14 protein-coding genes are annotated in these 16774 nt (G+C 66.9%); 8 read left to right on the top strand and 6 right to left on the bottom strand.

Going from position 1 to position 16774, the window contains the following annotated elements:
• Positions 1-21: 21 nt before the first annotated feature.
• From HNH97_RS03650 to HNH97_RS03635, 4 genes are all read left to right on the top strand, one after another.
• Positions 22-1107, top strand: a complete 1086-nt coding sequence (locus HNH97_RS03650; RefSeq protein WP_171789888.1) for a glycosyltransferase family 4 protein — start codon at positions 22-24, stop codon at positions 1105-1107.
• Positions 1108-1206: 99 nt separating this feature from the next.
• Complete coding sequence (locus HNH97_RS03645; RefSeq protein WP_110912277.1) at positions 1207-2199, top strand: CobW family GTP-binding protein; 993 nt, start codon at positions 1207-1209, stop codon at positions 2197-2199.
• The gene (locus HNH97_RS03640) at positions 2196-3269 is read left to right on the top strand and encodes a WD40 repeat domain-containing protein (RefSeq protein ID WP_171789887.1); all 1074 of its coding nucleotides are present in this window, start codon (positions 2196-2198) and stop codon (positions 3267-3269) included. The genes HNH97_RS03645 and HNH97_RS03640 overlap by 4 nt, the downstream gene beginning before the upstream one ends.
• A 44-nt stretch (positions 3270-3313) precedes the next feature.
• Positions 3314-4357: a glycosyltransferase gene (locus HNH97_RS03635; RefSeq protein ID WP_171789917.1), complete on the top strand. Its 1044-nt coding sequence runs from the start codon at positions 3314-3316 to the stop codon at positions 4355-4357.
• A 101-nt stretch (positions 4358-4458) separates the two neighbouring features.
• On the opposite strand, the gene HNH97_RS03630 is transcribed toward HNH97_RS03635, so the two are convergent.
• From HNH97_RS03630 to HNH97_RS03620, 3 genes are all read right to left on the bottom strand, one after another.
• Entirely contained in the window at positions 4459-5835 is a 1377-nt protein-coding gene (locus HNH97_RS03630) for a chloride channel protein (RefSeq protein ID WP_171789886.1), read from the bottom strand.
• Between the two features lie 251 nt (positions 5836-6086).
• On the bottom strand, positions 6087-7007 hold the full coding sequence (locus HNH97_RS03625; protein WP_110912379.1) for a cation diffusion facilitator family transporter: 921 nt from the start codon (positions 7005-7007) through the stop codon (positions 6087-6089).
• A 17-nt stretch (positions 7008-7024) separates the two neighbouring features.
• Positions 7025-8077, bottom strand: a complete 1053-nt coding sequence (locus HNH97_RS03620) for a cation diffusion facilitator family transporter (protein ID WP_110912280.1) — start codon at positions 8075-8077, stop codon at positions 7025-7027.
• A 251-nt stretch (positions 8078-8328) separates the two neighbouring features.
• Here HNH97_RS03620 and HNH97_RS03615 point away from each other — a divergent pair, with 251 nt between their 5' ends.
• Entirely contained in the window at positions 8329-10014 is a 1686-nt protein-coding gene (locus tag HNH97_RS03615) for an NAD(P)/FAD-dependent oxidoreductase (RefSeq protein WP_171789885.1), read from the top strand.
• A gap of 174 nt (positions 10015-10188) precedes the next feature.
• On the opposite strand, the gene HNH97_RS03610 is transcribed toward HNH97_RS03615, so the two are convergent.
• Positions 10189-12462 carry a primosomal protein N' gene (locus tag HNH97_RS03610; protein WP_171789884.1) on the bottom strand — a complete coding sequence of 758 codons (2274 nt, stop codon included), beginning with the start codon at positions 12460-12462 and terminating at the stop codon, positions 10189-10191.
• Between the two features lie 111 nt (positions 12463-12573).
• On the opposite strand from HNH97_RS03610, the gene HNH97_RS03605 reads away from it, so the two are divergent.
• From HNH97_RS03605 to HNH97_RS03595, 3 genes are read left to right on the top strand one after another with little or no spacing between them, the layout of a single operon-like run.
• Positions 12574-13548: a tyrosine recombinase XerC gene (locus tag HNH97_RS03605; RefSeq protein ID WP_171789883.1), complete on the top strand. Its 975-nt coding sequence runs from the start codon at positions 12574-12576 to the stop codon at positions 13546-13548.
• A 36-nt stretch (positions 13549-13584) separates the two neighbouring features.
• Positions 13585-14544, top strand: coding sequence for a prolyl aminopeptidase (gene pip, locus HNH97_RS03600; RefSeq protein ID WP_171789882.1), 960 nt, complete (start codon positions 13585-13587; stop codon positions 14542-14544).
• 56 nt (positions 14545-14600) lie between these two features.
• Positions 14601-15569, top strand: coding sequence for a retroviral-like aspartic protease family protein (locus tag HNH97_RS03595; RefSeq protein ID WP_244949285.1), 969 nt, complete (start codon positions 14601-14603; stop codon positions 15567-15569).
• Between the two features lie 174 nt (positions 15570-15743).
• On the opposite strand, the gene HNH97_RS03590 is transcribed toward HNH97_RS03595, so the two are convergent.
• Positions 15744-16241 carry a hypothetical protein gene (locus HNH97_RS03590; RefSeq protein ID WP_171789881.1) on the bottom strand — a complete coding sequence of 166 codons (498 nt, stop codon included), beginning with the start codon at positions 16239-16241 and terminating at the stop codon, positions 15744-15746.
• Positions 16242-16309: 68 nt separating this feature from the next.
• Entirely contained in the window at positions 16310-16648 is a 339-nt protein-coding gene (locus HNH97_RS03585) for a P-II family nitrogen regulator (RefSeq protein ID WP_171789880.1), read from the bottom strand.
• Positions 16649-16774 lie beyond the last annotated feature (126 nt).

Genomic DNA, 16774 nt, shown 5'->3' with positions numbered 1-16774 from the left:
CGGCCCGGCAGCGGTCACACCATGCGCGTTGTAACAGTACTGCCCCGGCGGGAGGGGTACAGCCCCGATGCGGTGGGCGCCATCGGGTTGCAGGTCACGGCCATGGCCGGGCCGGACGATGTTGTCGTCGGCATGCCCATCACCGGCGCGCCCCTGCCCGGCGGGCGGTTCGTGCCTGCGGTGATGGGATGGTGGCCGCCGGGGACGATGCTGTGGCGCTATGCCCTGGCGGTCGGGCGGGCCATCCGCCGCGACACGCCCGCGCCCGACCTGATCGAGGTGCATAACCGTCCCGACATGGCCCTGTTCCTTGCGCGCAGGTTCCGCCGGGTTCCCGTCCTGCTGGTGCTGCATAACGACCCGCAGGGCATGCGTTTCGCCCGCACGCCCGCCGAACGGCAGGCGCTGCTGGGCCGTGTGCATGTCGCCGCTGTCTCGCACTGGCTGCGTGACCGTTTCCTTGACGGCCTGCCTGACGCCTGTGGCGCGCGCGTCACCTTTTCCCCCAACGGGACCGCCGTGCCTGCGACCTGCACGCCCCCCGCCGCGCGTGAACAGATGGTGATGTTCGCCGGGCGGGTGGTGGCCGACAAGGGCGCGGACCTGTTCGTGCAGGCATGGGCGACGATCCGCGCCGCCCATCCCGGGTGGCGCGCGGTGATGTATGGCGCGGACCGTTTCTTTGCCGAGGCCCCGGAAACGCCCTTCATCGCCGCCCTGCGCCCGCAGGCGAAGGCAGCGGGGGTGAAGATGGTGGGATACCGCCCCCATGCGGACGTGCTGGCGGCGATGGGACGGGCGGCGATCGTGGTCATGCCCGGCCGCTGGCCCGAACCCTTTGGCCTCAGCGCGCTGGAGGCCATGGCGGCGGGGGCCGCGCTGGTGTCCGCGCCCTATGGCGCGCTGTCGCGGGTGGTGGGCGATGGCGGCCTGCTGGTGCCGCCGATGCCGGTGGAGGGACTGGCCGCCGCCCTGTCGGGCCTGATGGCGGCACCCGAAGAACGTGCCGCCCTGTCGGCGCGCGGGCGTGCGCAGGCGCTGCGTTTCGACCTGCCACAGGCCCGCGCCATCCGTCACCGGGTCCGTGCCGCATGCATCGGCGCATGACCGTGGTGCATGCCGACGGCATGGGGCAGGGGTATGTGACAGGCGCACCTGTATGCCTATATGCAGGAAACGTAATTCGCAGAGTGATGGAGTAACACCATGTCGGACGCCACGCAGGCATCGCCGGATACCGACCGGCTTGTCCCGGTCACGGTCCTGACCGGATTTCTGGGCGCGGGAAAGACGACGCTGCTCAACCACATCCTGACCGCCGAACATGGCCGCAAATATGCGGTCGTGGTCAACGAATTCGGCGAACTGGGCGTGGATAACGACCTCGTCGTGGACGCGGACGAGGAAGTGTTCGAAATGAACAATGGGTGCATCTGCTGCACCGTGCGCGGCGACCTGATCCGCATCCTTGGCAACCTGATGAAGCGGCGTGGCAAATTCGACGGCATCATCGTGGAGACGACCGGCCTTGCCGATCCCGCCCCCGTCGCGCAGACCTTCTTCGTGGACGAGGACGTGCGTGGCAAGACACGGCTGGATGCGGTCGTGACCGTGGTGGACGCCTACAACGTGCTGCAGACGCTTGATGAAAGCACGGAGGCGGTGAACCAGATCGCCTTTGCCGATGTCATCATCCTCAACAAGACCGACCTTGTGGACGAAGTGGCGCTGGCGACCATCGAATCGCGCATCCGTGCGATCAACGCGGTAGCCCGCCTGCACCGTGCGCAGCGCGGCGATGTGCCGCTGAGCGATGTGCTCGACCAGGGCGGCTTCGACCTGCAGCGCGCGCTCCAGCAGGCGCCGCGTTTCCTGGAGGAAACCGAACACCACCACGAGGAGGACGTGACCTCGATGTCCTTCGTGGTGGAGGAACCGCTGGACGCGGCGAAGTTCCAGGCATGGATCGGCGCGCTGCTGCAGGAAAAGGGCGCGGATATCCTGCGCGCCAAGGGCATCCTGAATTACAAGGGGGAGCCACAGCGTTTCGCGTTCCAGGCGGTGCACATGATGGCCGATGGCGGCTTCATCGGTCCGTGGAAGAAGGACGAGACGCCGGAATCCCGCCTTGTGTTCATTGGTCGCAACCTCAACCGCCCGCAACTGCGTCGCGGCTTTGAAAGCTGTCGTGCGAAATGAGCGATCAGATGAACGCACCCATGCCCGAAACCCTGCTGGAACGCCGGGGCGCCACCCGCACGCTGGAGGCCCACGTGACCGGTTGCGCCATTTCGCGCGACAGCCAGCAGGTCGCCTTCACGACGGGGGAGGGCGATATCGTCATCGCCCCGCGCACCGACTGGGGGCAGGCCGATGCGTGGCAGGTGATGACCATCCATGACGGCGCGATTCTGTCGGTCGCACCCGATGCAGCACCCGGTGGCTTCCTGACGGGTGGGGACGACAACGCCCTGCGCCGCGTGGCCGCCGATGGCACCGTCAGCGACCTGGTGAAGGGCCGCCGCTGGATCGAGCATGTCACGACCTGGACCAACCCGAAGGACGCGACAAAGGGCGGCGTGATCGCCTTTGTCGCGGGCAAGAACGTGGAACTGCGCGATGCGTCCGGGGCGAATACGCTCAAGACGCTGGAGCATCCCTCCACCGTCAGCGGCATCACCTTCGACGCCAAGGGCAAGCGGATCGCAGCCTCGCACTATAACGGGGCGACGATGTGGTTCGTGCAGGCGAAGGTAGATACGCCGCGCCTGCTGGAATGGAAGGGCAGTCATATCGGCATCGCCATCCACCCCGAGGGCGAGGCGCTGGTGACATCGATGCAGGAATCCGAACTGCATGGCTGGCGGCTGTCGGACGGGCACAACATGCGCATGAGCGGCTATCCCTCCAAGGTGCAGTCGATGGCCTTTACCCGCAACGGCAAATGGTTGGTGACCAGTGGCGCGGATGTCGTGGTGATGTGGCCGTTCTTTGGCGGCGGGCCGATGGGCAAGGCGCCGGCGGAACTGGGCGGTATTCCGGGCGTGGTCTGCACCCGTGTTGCGGTCCATCCGCTGCATGACATCGTGGCCGCGGGCTTTGCCGATGGCACGGTGCTGCTGGCCGATACGGCGGCGCAGAAACTCCTGCCGGTGTGTACGGCGGGGGGTGGTCCGGTCTCCGCCCTGGCGTTCAGCGAGGACGGGTGCGCCCTTGCCTTCGGGACGGAGGAAGGACGCATCGCGGTCGTGGACCTGTCCGCGCGTTGAGCGCGCCATCGCACGCGGGCATGTCCATGCCGGACGTGCCCCCCGTGCGCGTGCTGCACATCATGGCGGGGCGGGGCAATGGCGGGGCGGAACTCTACTCCACCGATGTGATCCTCAGCCTCCAGCGCGCAGGCCTGGCGCAGCGCGCGGTGATGCGCCCCGATGCGCCGCGCACGGCCGAACTGCGTGCGGCGGGGGTGGATGTCGTGACCGCCCCCCTGCATGCCCCCTTTGCCACGATGCAGCGCTGGCGCATGGGGCGCGAGATCGCGCGCTACCGACCCGATATCGTGCATTGCTGGCTGCGGCGCGCCGCCGAACTGACGCCGCGTGATGCGGGGCGTGCGGCGCAGGTCATTGGCTGGTTCGGCAATTACAAGGACCTGCGTGCATTCGCGCACTGCCGCTGGTTCGTTGGCTGCACGCCCGACATGGCGGACTCGATGCGCGCGCGCGGGGTTGCCGCCGACCATGTCGCCTATATCCCGACCTTCCCGTCCGTGGAGGATGCGCCCCCCGTATCACGCCAGTCCTTGCACACGCCCGACAATGCGCGCGTGCTGCTGACGCTGTCGCGCCTGCATGAGGCCAAGGGGCTGGAAACATTGCTGCACGCCTTGCGTGACCTGCCGGACTGTTACCTGTGGATGGCGGGTGACGGGCCGCTGCGCGATGCGCTGGGGGATCTGGCCGCCATGCTGGGGGTGGCGTCACGTGTAAGGTTCCTTGGCTGGCGGACGGATCGGGGTGCGCTGCTGGCGGCGGCGGATATCTGCGTGCTGCCGTCACGTTACGAACCGTTCGGGACCGTCATCCTCGATGCATGGTCGGCGCGTGCACCACTTGTCGCCTGTGCCAGTGCCGGGCCACGCGCGCATGTGCGCGATGGGGAAAACGGCATGCTGGTGCCGATTGACGATGTGCCCGCCCTGACGCATGCCCTGCGTGCCGTGCTGGACGACCCGGCCCTGCGCGCGCGGATCGTGGCGGAGGGATATGCGCAGTACCGTGCGCGCTACACGCGTGAAGCGGTGACGCAACAGTGGCTGGATTATTACCGCCGCATCTGCGCGCCGGGACAGGATTGACAAAGTAATAAAAGTTTTTGGGTGCCGCCTTTTTTCAAAAAGGCGGTGTCTTTCGAAGCTTTTTGAAAAAAGCTTCACCAAAAACTTTTAAGAATAATCCTTTACCGTGTGGGGGCGGCCTGCTTTGGCGCGATCGGTGCCATGGGGGCGGGAGGCTGCTGTTTCGCCACCCCGCCGAGGAACGATTCCGCCAGCGCGCTGTACAGCGAATGGTGGCAGATCATGCGTGAGACGCCATAGGCAAGGAACGCGGTCGCCAGCAGCGCCAGCGTGACCTCCTGATTGTCGCACATTTCCATGACGATGACCGATGCCGTCAGCGGCGACTGCACCACGGCGGAAAAATATCCCACCATCCCCAGCAGGACGACCGCCCCCGGCGTGGTGTGGGGCAGGAACTGCGCCACCCATCCGCCAAACCCCGCCCCGATCGCAAGCGACGGCGCAAACAGCCCGCCGGGAATGCCGGAGCAGTAGGAGATGATGGTGGCGATGAATTTCAGGATGAAGAACGACGCGGGATAATGCGCCTGCCCGTCGATGACGGAGCGTGCCTGGTAATACCCCGTGCCATAGGTGATGCCGTCCGACGCAATGCCCAGCAGCGCCAGCACCAGCCCGCAGGCGGCGGCGAAGGCGACCGGGTGTCCCTTGGCGAAACGGCCGAGCGCACCGGGCAGGCCCGCCGTCGCACGGATCAGGATGGCGGAAAACACGCCGCCGCCCACACCGCCAAGGATGCCGCACGTCAGCACCGCGATCCAGCTTATGCCGATGGGCACGCTGACATCGGTGTGGCCGAAATAGGTGTAGTTACCCACCAGCGCGATGGCGGTCACACCCGACAGGATCACCCCCGTCAGCATGGTGCCGCTGGTGCGCTGCTCGAACGAATGGCTGAGTTCCTCGATGGCGAAGACGATCCCGGCCAGTGGCGTGTTGAAGGCCGCCGCCACCCCGGAGGCACCGCCCGCCAGGATCAGGCCGCGACGCATGCTGACGGTGGACAGGTTCAGCCACCGCCCGCAGGTATGCATGATGGCGGCGCCCACCTGCACCGTCGGCCCCTCGCGCCCGATCGACGCCCCCGCCAGCAGGCCCAGCGTCGTCAGCGCGATCTTGCCAAACGCCACCCGCAGCGTCAGCAGGCGGTCCACCACCGCGAAATTGGTCAGGTTCAGCGTGGCGATGGTCTGCGGGATGCCGCTGCCCTGCGCGCCACGGAACCATGTCCGCGTCAGCCATGACGACAGGGCAAGGCCACCGGGCGTCACCACCAGCATGATCCACGGGTTCCATGTAATCAGGTGCGTGCGGATGGCCGCCGCCCTGTCCGCGGCAAGGGCGAAGCCGACAGCCACGATTCCCACGGCGACGGCCGCCGTCCAGCAGGCAAGCTTGCGCCGCCACTGTTCCGTGGTGATCCGGGCGGAACGCCGCAGGTGACGCCTGCGGGCCGGGGTAAGGTCAGGTTTCATCGCCGGACGTGGCTTTCAGTAATGCGTGGAACCGGGACCGGCCTGTTGCCATGCACGACGGGCCGTCAACATCCCGTCCCGGCATGCAGGTTCCGGCCGGGGGCGTCCCCTGCGGGTCCAATGGATCGATCCGGTGGGGACGGCCACATGTGCGGACCCCCACCATGACCCCAAACCCACGCGTGGGCGCAGGGTTGCGGTCTCATGCCGTCATGCCGCCGCATGGCTGCCATCCCCACGGGGACGAAGCATCAGGGCAGGACGATGACGCCGTTATGCTTGGCCTTGCGTTCGGGTTCAACATGAATGTTGATCAGCGCGCTGCCCAGGTCCTGGCGCAGGGCCTCCTCGATATGGTCGCAGATCTGGTGCGCGGTCTCCACGCTCATGTCGCCTGCGACGACAAGGTGGAATTCGATGAAGGTCATCGCACCGACAATGCGCGCGCGGATGTCATGCGCCTCGATCGCGCCCGTGGCGTTGGCGGAAATGATCCTGCGGATCTGCGCCAGCGTGGCCGGGTCGGGGGCGGCATCCATCAGGCCGGAAATCGACGTGCGCATCATGTCCCACCCGGTGCGCAGGACATTGAGCGCGATCAGGCCGGCAAGGATGCTGTCAAGCTGTTCCCACCCCGTCAGTGGGATCAGCACGAATCCCGCCACCAGTGCCGCCGACGCCCACACGTCCGACAGCACATGCTGCCCCCCCGCGATCAGGGTGGGCGACTGGTGACGCCGCCCCGCCGCCATCATGACCGATCCCCAGACAAGGTTGAGGACACCCGCCCCGCCATTGAGGATCACGCCCATCATCGAATTGGTCGGCAGGTGCGGCGAAAACCATCCCTTCCACGCTTCATGCCCGATGGTGATGGCGGTCATGACCACCAGCACCCCTTCGGCCACGGCGGACAGGTATTCGGCCTTGTAATGGCCATAGGTATGGTTCTCGTCCGGTGGCAGGCTTGCGACATGCAGCGCCCACAGGCCGGCGATGGCGGCGACGACGTTGATGATCGTCTCCAGCGTGTCGGAATACAGCGCGACACTGCCGGTTGCGCGCCACGCCGCGTATTTCATCGCCAGTGCGAGGATGCTGACGCCAAGCGTCACCCAGGCGATCAGGTTGCGCGACGCGCCCGAAGCCGGGGCGGCGGCCGATGTGCCCATGTCGGGGGAGACGCTGTTCATACGCTGTGTGCCGCGGCAAGGACGCACAGGGTGGCGTCGTGGCGCGTTTCCATCTGCAGGGTGGGGTGGACGATCTGGAAACGCGCCTTCAGTTCGCGCGCGATGTCATGCAGCGTCCTGCTGTCCATTGCGGGGGCATGCTCGTCGCGGACAAGGTGGACCGTCAGCGCGGTTTCCGTCGTGCTGATGGGCCAGATATGCAGGTCATGCAGGTCCACGATATCGGGCAGGGCACGCAGGTAGTCCTCCACCTTCATGCGATCGACCGAACGCGGCACCCGGTCCAGCGCCATGTCCAGCGAATCGCGCAGCAGCGACCATGTGCCGATCACGATGGAGACGGAGACCAGCAGGCTGACCACCGGGTCCACCCACAGCCATCCCGTCATCAGGATGATGCCGCCCGATATCACCACCGCCAGCGCCATCAGCGCATCCGACGCCATGTGCACGAATGCGCCGCGCAGGTTCAGGTCCCCCTTGCCGCCGCTTGCGAACAGCATGGCCGTCACCCCGTTGACGACAATGCCGATGGCGGCGACGACCATGACCGTCATGCCCGCGACCGGATGTGGATGGGCAAGGCGCAGCACCGATTCCCAGATGATCCCCCCCGTGACCAGCAGCAGCGCCACCGCGTTGCCAAGTGCCGCGAGGATGGAGGAACGGCGCAGGCCGTAGGTGAAATTGGCGGTGGGCGAACGCCGCGACAGGATTTCCGCAAGCCACGCCGCCCCAAGGGCGAGCACGTCCGACAGGTTGTGCCCCGCATCCGCCAGCAGCGCGAGCGCGTGCGAGGCGACGCCCCATATGGCTTCGGCGATGACATAAAACAGGTTCAGCGCGATCCCGAAGGCAAAGGCCCGGCCATAGGACGCCGGGGCATGGACGTGGTGATGGCCGAACCCGCCGTGATGGGCGTGGTCGTGCCCGTCATGGCCATGGTCGTCATGGTCATGGCCATCATGTCCATGGTCCCCATGCCCGTCATGCCCGGCGTGGTCATGGTCGTGCCCGTGGCAGGAATCGTCGTGATGCTCGTCGCCCATTGGCGCGCTCTTTCCTCAGTTTCTGCCCCGGTGGCGGTACGCCACGGAACGGGAACTCGCAACAGGGGGACGTGTGGCGCGCGTGGGTCGCGCATGCCATGCCACGGAATGCGCCACGGTGCCCTCGCCCCATCCGGGTCGGCATGATATGGCAGGCGCGCTGCACACGGGCAATGGGTGATTGCACGTCACCTGCCCATTCATGTCATGTCCCCTGCCGGAGCGTCATCGTGTCGATGGACCCTTTCCCGATGATCAGACTTACCGAACTGCGCCTGCCCCTTGGTCATGACCGCGAGACGCTGGAGAAGGCCATCGTCGAACGCCTTGGCATCGCCCCGGACGCGCTGGAGGGGTTCGGGGTCTTCCGCCGTGGCCATGACGCGCGCCGGCGCGGGCGGATCATGCTGGTCTATACCCTTGACTGCCGGGTGCGTGACGCGGATGCGGTGCTGGCGGCGCATGCGGGTGACCGCAATGTCGCCCCCACGCCCGATACGCGCTATCGCTTCTGTATCGAGGACGGGCCGCAGATTGCCTCGCGGCCGGACTACAGCCGTCCCGTCGTGATTGGGGCCGGGCCGTGCGGCTTCATGGCGGCGCTGGTGCTGGCGCAGATGGGCCTGCGTCCGATCATCCTCGAACGGGGCAAGGTGGTGCGCGAACGCACCGTCGATACGTTCGCACTGTGGCGCAAGTCCATCCTCGATCCCGAAAGCAACGTGCAGTTCGGCGAAGGCGGCGCGGGCACGTTTTCCGACGGGAAGCTCTATAGCCGTGTCAGCGACCCGCGCCATTACGGGCGCAAGGTGCTGGAAGAGTTCGTGCGTGCCGGCGCGCCGGAGGAAATCCTCTACCTCTCCCACCCGCATGTCGGCACGTTTCGCCTTGTCTCCATGGTGGAGCATATCCGTGCGGAGATCGAGGCGCTGGGCGGGGAATACCGTTTTGGCGCGCATGTGGACGAACTGCTGGTGGAGCAGGGGGCAGACGGCGCGCGGCAGGTCGTGGGCGTGCGTCTGGGCGATGGGGAGGTCATCGCGGCCGGGCATGTCATCCTCGCCATCGGGCATAGCGCGCGTGACACCTTCGCCAGCCTGCATGCCAGTGGGGTGGAGATGCAGGCCAAGCCCTTTTCCATCGGCGTGCGCATCGAACATCCGCAATCGGTCATCGACGTCGCGCGCTATGGCACCCGTACGCCGGACCCGGCGCTGGGGGCGGCGGATTATTCCCTGTCCTATCAGGCCTCCAATGGCCGTTCGGTCTATTCCTTCTGCATGTGTCCCGGCGGCACGGTCGTCGCCGCCACGTCGGAAGAGGGGCAGGTCGTCACCAATGGCATGAGCCAGTATTCCCGCGCCGAACGCAACGCCAATGCCGGCATCGTGGTGGGTGTGTCGCCGGAGGTGGACTATCCCGGCGGGCCGCTGGCGGGAATCGCGTTCCAGCGCCATTGGGAACGCCAGGCGTTCCTTGCCGGTGGCGGGCGCTATTTCGCCCCGGCGCAGACGGTGGGCGATTTCCTGGCCGGTCGTCCCTCGACCGCGCTGGGGGCGGTCACGCCCTCCTACCGTCCCGGCGTGACGCCGACCGACCTCGCCACCTGCCTGCCGGATTTCGTGGTCACGGCATTGCGTGAGGCGCTGCCGTCCTTTGACCGGAAGCTTGACGGGTTTTCCATGAATGACGCGGTCATGACGGGGGTGGAAACGCGTACCTCCTCCCCCCTGCGCATCCCGCGCGGCGCGGACGGGCAGAGCGTCAATACACGCGGCCTCTATCCCGCGGGCGAGGGGGCGGGGTACGCCGGTGGCATCCTGTCGGCGGGGATCGATGGCATTCGCGTGGCGGAAGCCGTGGCCCTGTCGCTGGCGGGGCGTCCGGTGGACGGACTGGTGCGCAAGGGGATGATGCAGGCGTCGGAGGCGCGGTAGGGGTTTTCGAAGCTTTTTGGAAAAAAGCTTCATCAAAAACTTTTATCAGTGCTTCGTGCGGCATCGTGCGGGCAGGTGTTCCGGGAACAATGTCCCTGCCAGCCCGTAAGCCCTTTGAGGAATCAAAGTCTTTTTGCTTCTTTTTCTTCAGAAAAAGAAGACCTTTGCCCCACTCTACAGAAACGAAATCGGATCAATATCCACATCCACCCGCGCCCCGCGTTCGGGTTTCACGCGCGACAGCCATTCGCGCATGATCGGCTGGACCGGGATGTTGCGCCGCGCGCGCAGCAGCAGGCGCTGCCGGTGGCGGCCGCGCAGGATGGCAAGCGGTGCTGGCGCCGGTCCCAGCACCTGCACGCCCTCCAGACGTGGTGCCTCCTGCCCCAGTGCGCGGGCGGTCGCGTCGGCGGCTTCGGGTGTGTCCGCGCTGACGATCAGGGCGACGAGGCGACCGAAGGGCGGCCAGAAGCCGGGACGGCGCTGTTCGGCCTCCTGCTCCATGAAGCTTGCGAAATCGCCGGAGACGAGCGCCTCCATAACCGGATGTTCGGGGACGTAGCTCTGCAGCAGGACATGCCCCTGCGCCTCCGCCCGGCCCGCGCGGCCCGCCACCTGATGCAGAAGCTGCACCGTGCGTTCGGCCGCGCGCAGGTCCCCCCCGCCAAGGCCGAGGTCCGCATCGACGATGCCCACCACCGTCAGGTGCGGGAAATGCCATCCCTTGGCGACGATCTGCGTGCCGATCACCAGGTCGATCTCGCGCCGGGCGATGCGTTCGACCGCATCCGCCGTGGCGGCGGGACCGTGGAGCGTATCGCTCGCCATCACAAGGATACGCGCGTCGGGGAAGGTGGCGCGTGCTTCCTCGGTAATGCGTTCGACGCCGGGGCCGATGGGGGTCAGGCTGTCCTCGGCGTTGCATGAGGGGCAGGCGGGGGGCATCGGTTCGTTATGCCCGCAATGGTGGCACGTCAGGATGCGGCGCGCGCGGTGTTCCACCAGCCACGCGGTGCAGTTGGGGCACTGCATCCGGTGCCCGCAGGTCCGGCACAGCGTCAGCGGCGCATAGCCCCGGCGGTTGAGGAACAGCATCGCCTGTTCCTGCCGCCCGATCGCGTCCTCGATCGCGCTGACCAGCACGGGGGAGAGGAACAGCCCGCGTTCGGGCGGGTCGGCGCGCATGTCGAGTGCGCGCACCTGCGGCATGGACGCATTGCCGTGGCGTGCGCCAAGCCGCAGGTGGCGGTAACGCCCCGCGCCGACATTGGCCAGTGTCTCCAGGCTTGGCGTGGCGGAGACCAGCATGATGGGGGCGGCATCCATGCGCGCGCGCACCACGGCCATGTCGCGCGCGTTGTAGGTCACGCCCTCCTCCTGCTTGAAGGAGGTCTCGTGTTCCTCGTCCACGATGATGAGGCCAAGGCGCGCGAACGGCAGGAACAGCGCCGAGCGCGCACCGACCACCACGCGCGCCGTGCCGTCGGCCACGGCCCGCCATGTCACGCGCCGCAACCGCGCGCCAAGGTCGGAATGCCACAATGCGGGCTGCGTGCCGAAACGCCGCGCGAAACGCCCGGTCCATTGCGAGGACAGCGCGATTTCGGGCAGCAGCACCAGCACCTGCTGCCCTTTTTCAAGGCACGCGGCGATGGCCTCCATATAGATTTCGGTCTTGCCCGATCCCGTCACCCCCTCAAGCAGCGTGATCGAGAACTGGTCCTCCGCCACCGTGTCGCGCAGGGCGCGGGCCACGTCGGCCTGCTCGCCTTCCAGCACGGGGGGCGCGTGTGTGGGGTCGGGCGTGCCAAACGCGGGCGGTGTCGGCAGCACGACCTCGCGCAGGCAGCCTGCCTGCGCCAGCCCGCGCACGACACTGGCGCCGACCCCCGCCTGCTTCGCCAGTTCGGTGGTCGAAAGCGGCGTGCCCGTCCCCGCGACATCCAGGACCTTCTGCCGCGCGGGCGTCAGGCGCAGGTCGGCAGGGATATCGCCCGTCACCTGCCACCCGGCGGCGGGACGCGGGGCGGCGGCCATCGCATTGGCCCGCAGCGCCATGGCCAGCACCATGCCCGGTGGCGACAGGGTATAGGCCGCGACCCAGTCGATGAACCGGCGCAGCGCGGCGGGGATGGGCGGCAGGTCCAGACGCGCGCTGACCGTGCGCAGGCGGCCGGACGCGACAGTGGGCATGGGGGGCGGCATGAATTCGGGCGGCAGGCGCAGTTGCGCGTCCCACACCACGCCGGTTTCGGTGCGCCGGCCCAGCGGCACGGTGACGATATCGCCGGGTTGCAGGCCACCTGCGGGCGGCATGCGGTAATCCAGCGCACCCGCGAAGGGCAGGGGCAGCATGACCCGTACCCGTTGTGGTGTATCGGGGGGCGTAATACGGGACGCGCCCGGTTGCGACTCCAGCAGGTCAGGCGTGTGGTTGCGACGCGGCATGCGGGTTTTCTAGCGTCGTGGCGGGCGGATGTCTTGCCTGCTGTTGCATGGGGGGGCACATGGGATCATGAACGGATGTTGCAGCATCCGGCGCAAGGGGGACGACACGCCATGATGGCCATGCAGGCATGCGCATGTTTTCTGGACTGGATGGCGGATGAACGCCGTGCCTCCCCCCGCACGGTGGAGGCCTATCGCGGGGACCTGCACCGCTTCATCGAATTCCTTGGCACCCATATCGGGGGAGAGGTCGATGTGGCGGCGCTCGATACGCTCGGCCTTGCGGACCTGCGGGCGTGGCTTGCGTTCGAACATGACCAGGCGCTGCGCCCGCGTCCGGGCCACCGTGTCACCACCCGCGACCGCGCGGCGCGCACGCGCGCACGGCGGGTTTCGGCGCTGCGTTCCTTGTTCCGCTACCTCGCGCGGCATCATGGGGTGGACAATCCCGCGCCGGCGCTGCTGGCGGCCCCACGGGTGAAGAAGACCCTGCCGCGCCCGCTGAACCATGAGGATGCGCTCGAAGTGCCGCAGGGTGTTGCGGAAATCGCGCATACGCCCATGGCGCGCATGCGCGATGGGGCGCTGTTCCTGCTGCTGTATGGCTGTGGCCTGCGCATTTCGGAGGCGCTGTCGCTCGACATTGCCGACCTTGACCGTGCCATGGCGCTGGGCGGTGGGGCGGATGAAGGCGTGCTGCGCATCAAAGGCAAGGGCGGCAAGGAACGCATGGTGCCCATCCTGCCGGTGGTGGGGCGTACCTTACGCGAATGGCGACGCCACCATCCCGCCCCCTTTGCCGGGGCCCCGCTGTTCCCCGGCGTGCGCGGTGGCCGCCTGCAACCCGCCGTGGCACAGCGCGCGATGCGGACATGGCGGCACATGGCGGGCCTGCCGGAACATGCAACCCCGCACGCGCTGCGTCATTCATTTGCAACGCACCTGATGGAGGGCGGCGCGGACCTGCGCGTGATCCAGGAACTGCTGGGCCATGCCAGCCTGTCCACGACGCAGCGTTATACCCTTGCCGACGAATCACGGCTGCTTGACGTATGGAGCCGTGCCCATCCCCGCGCGCAGGTGTAGAAGTATCCCAGCAGGAACCCGGAGTTTCCCCCAGCCATGAACCAGTTCCCCCGCCAGCCCTATCCCCCCATCGACCCCTATGACCACGGATACCTCGATACCGGGGACGGGCACCGGGTCTATTGGGAACTGTGTGGCAATCCCGACGGGATTCCCGTCGTGTTCCTCCATGGCGGGCCGGGGGGCGGGTGTTCCGCGCTGCAACGGCGGATGTTCGACCCGACACGCTATCGCATCCTGCTGTTTGACCAGCGCGGATGCGGCCGGTCAAAGCCGCATGCCTCGCTGGAGCACAACACGACATGGCACCTTGTCGGCGATATCGAACGCCTGCGCGAGATGACGGGCGTGAGCGCATGGATGGTGTTCGGCGGGTCATGGGGATCGACGCTGGCGCTGGCCTATGCCCAGACGCACCCCGACCGGGTCACGGCACTGGTGCTGCGCGGGATCTTCACCCTGCGGCGGGCGGAGGTGCTGTGGTATTATCAGGAAGGCGCGTCATGGCTGTTCCCCGACAAGTGGGAACGCTTCATCGCCCCGATCCCGCCGGAGGAGCGTAATGACCTGATCGGGGCCTATCACCGGCGCCTGACGGGGCCGGATGAAGAGGAACGCAACCGCGCCGCACTGGCGTGGAGCCTGTGGGAAGGGGAGACGCTGACGCTGCTGCCGATGCCCGACATTGCGACGCAGCATGCCGACATCCGCTATGCCACCGCATTTTCACGGATCGAGAACCATTATTTCGTCCATGGCGGCTGGCTGGAGGAAGGGCAGTTGATCCGCGATGTCGGCCTGATCCGCGATATCCCGGCCGTGATCGTGCAGGGGCGTTATGACACCGCCACCCCCATGCGCACGGCATGGGACCTGCACCGTGCCTGGCCGGAGGCGACGTTCCAGCTAATTGACGCGGCGGGGCACGCCATGTCGGAACCGGGGATCATGTCGGCCCTGCTGGACGCGACGGATTCGTTTGCCGACCGGCTGTAGGGATGGCGGTGCTTCCTCCCGGCCGTCACCTGTCCTCATGGCGCGTCGTGGCCTGCATGTTCGTGCTGCCGTGCTGCCTGCAGGCGTGGCCTGCCCATGCGCAGGACGACGGGGCACGGCTGTGTTCGCGCCGCCATGTCGCGCAGGTGCCGCTGCGCAATGATGGCGGATACCTGTCGATTGTCGCGCAGGTGGCCGGGCGTGACCTCAGCCTGCTGGTGGATACGGGATCGGATGGCGGCCTGCTGACGCCCGAAATGGTGCATCGCCTGCGCCTCGGCCTCGACCCGGACCAGCAGACGGTGGTCCATGGGACGGGGGGCACGGCGCATGCCACGCCCAACGCCATCGTGCCCGACCTGCGCATCGGCGGGATCGATTTCGGCGTCATGTCCGCGCCGGTAGGCGTGCTGCCGGGACAGCCCATGATCACGCCGCCGATCGGGGGGTTGATCGGCGGGGATATCCTCTCACGCTTCGACCTCGACATGGATGTGCCCAACGGGCAACTGGGCCTGTGGGAGGTGCATGCGGATTCCATCGCCTGCGCGCAGCCCCCGGCATGGACGGGATGGTATGACACGCTGCCGCTGCAACGGCAGGAAAACCGATTCATGCTGAGCGTGCGCATCAACGGGCAGCAGGTGATGGCGCTGCTCGACAGTGGCGCGCGCTCCCGCATTGTCTCGCCCCGGCTGGCCGCGCGCCTTGGCGTGCCCGCGCAGAAGCTCGAGACCGATCCGGGCGGGGTCACCAGCGGGATCGACGGACATGAGGACGTCTATCACTGGCACCGTTTCGACAGCCTGCAGATCGGACATGAACTCGAACGCAATCCCGTCATGACGGTCGCCCCCTTGCGTGAAGGGCTGGAGATGCTGCTGGGTTCGGACTGGTTCGCGGCGCACCGGGTCTGGATTTCGTATGCGACCGGGCAGGCATTCGTCAGGCCCGCGGCCGGCACGGCGGCACCTGCCGTAAAGTATCCTGCGGCGGCGCCGGTGGTAAGGCACCCGCAGCCATGAGGGGTATGTGAAGGCGGAATGAAAGTTTTCGGGTGCGGCCTTTTTTTGAAAAGGGCAGCGTTCTTTGAAGCTTTTTGAAAAAAGCTTCACCAAAAACTTTTGAACGATTGCACGCAGGTTTGCTGCGGGAGTTCATCCCGTCCCCGCATGGGAGGAGGACGGGATGAAGGGAAATCAGCCCTTCAGGTGGGCGTTGCACACGCTGTAATACCCGCCGCCGCGCTGGATCCAGCGCAGGCCGCCATTGGCGTTGGTCGCCTTGTTCGCGTTGTACTGGTCAAGGCAGGTGTGCAGGCGGGCCTTGCCTGTCGCTTCCTTGGCGTATTTGGGTGAAACCGCGCTCGGCAGGGTGGCGTTCGTCGCGGCCGGTGCCGCAGTGCTTGCCGCGGCGGCGGGTGCGGCGGCGGGCTTGGGGGCTTCGGCGGGTGCGGCCGCAGGGGCCGTGGCCGGTGTCGCCGCCGTGGCCGGGGTGGCGGCGTCATCGCACTGCGCGGCCTTGAACGCCTTGTAGGTCTGTCCGTTCAGGGTGCCGGCGGTGCGGGCGGTCACGAATTTCTGGTGGCAGGATTTCGACGTTTCACGGGCATGTCCGGTGACGGGCGACAGGCTCAGTGCGGCCGGAAGGCCAAGGGCCATGACGGCGGTCAGGCAGGCGCGGCGGGAAAAAATCATGAAAAATGGTCCTCCGGTATGATGGGGCAGGCTGTGATGAAAAGGATTGGGCGCCGCGCGGGATGTGCCTAAAGCGCGCTGTCGCCGGTTTCACGGGTGCGGATGCGCACCACGCTTTCAAGGGGGGTGATGAAAATCTTGCCATCACCGATCTTGCCGGTGTGGGCGGCCTGCACGATGGTCTCGACCGTCTGTTCGACCAGGTCGTCGGGCACGGCGACCTCGATCTTGATCTTGGGCAGGAAGCTGACATGGTATTCCGCGCCGCGATAGATTTCGGTCTGTCCCTTCTGGCGTCCGAATCCCTTGACCTCCGACACCGTCAGGCCCTGGATTCCCAGCGGGGTCAGCGCCTCGCGCACGTCGTCGAGCTTGAAAGGCTTGATGATGGCTGTGACAAGCTTCATCTCACCATGTCTCCATTCCTGTCTTTGCGGGTGGGGCCAGTGTGTCGTTGTGCATCCGCATTCCTCCTATACCGCGAGTGTGAGAGATATGTCATCCGTCTTGCATCGCCTGTGCGTCGGTTGGCA

It is taken from the genome of Gluconacetobacter entanii (assembly GCF_013155425.1).
GTDB classification, from domain to species: Bacteria; Pseudomonadota; Alphaproteobacteria; order Acetobacterales; family Acetobacteraceae; genus Novacetimonas; species Novacetimonas entanii.
The sequence above is the reverse complement of the archived record's forward strand: the minus strand, read 5'-3'. Positions and strand labels throughout refer to the sequence as shown.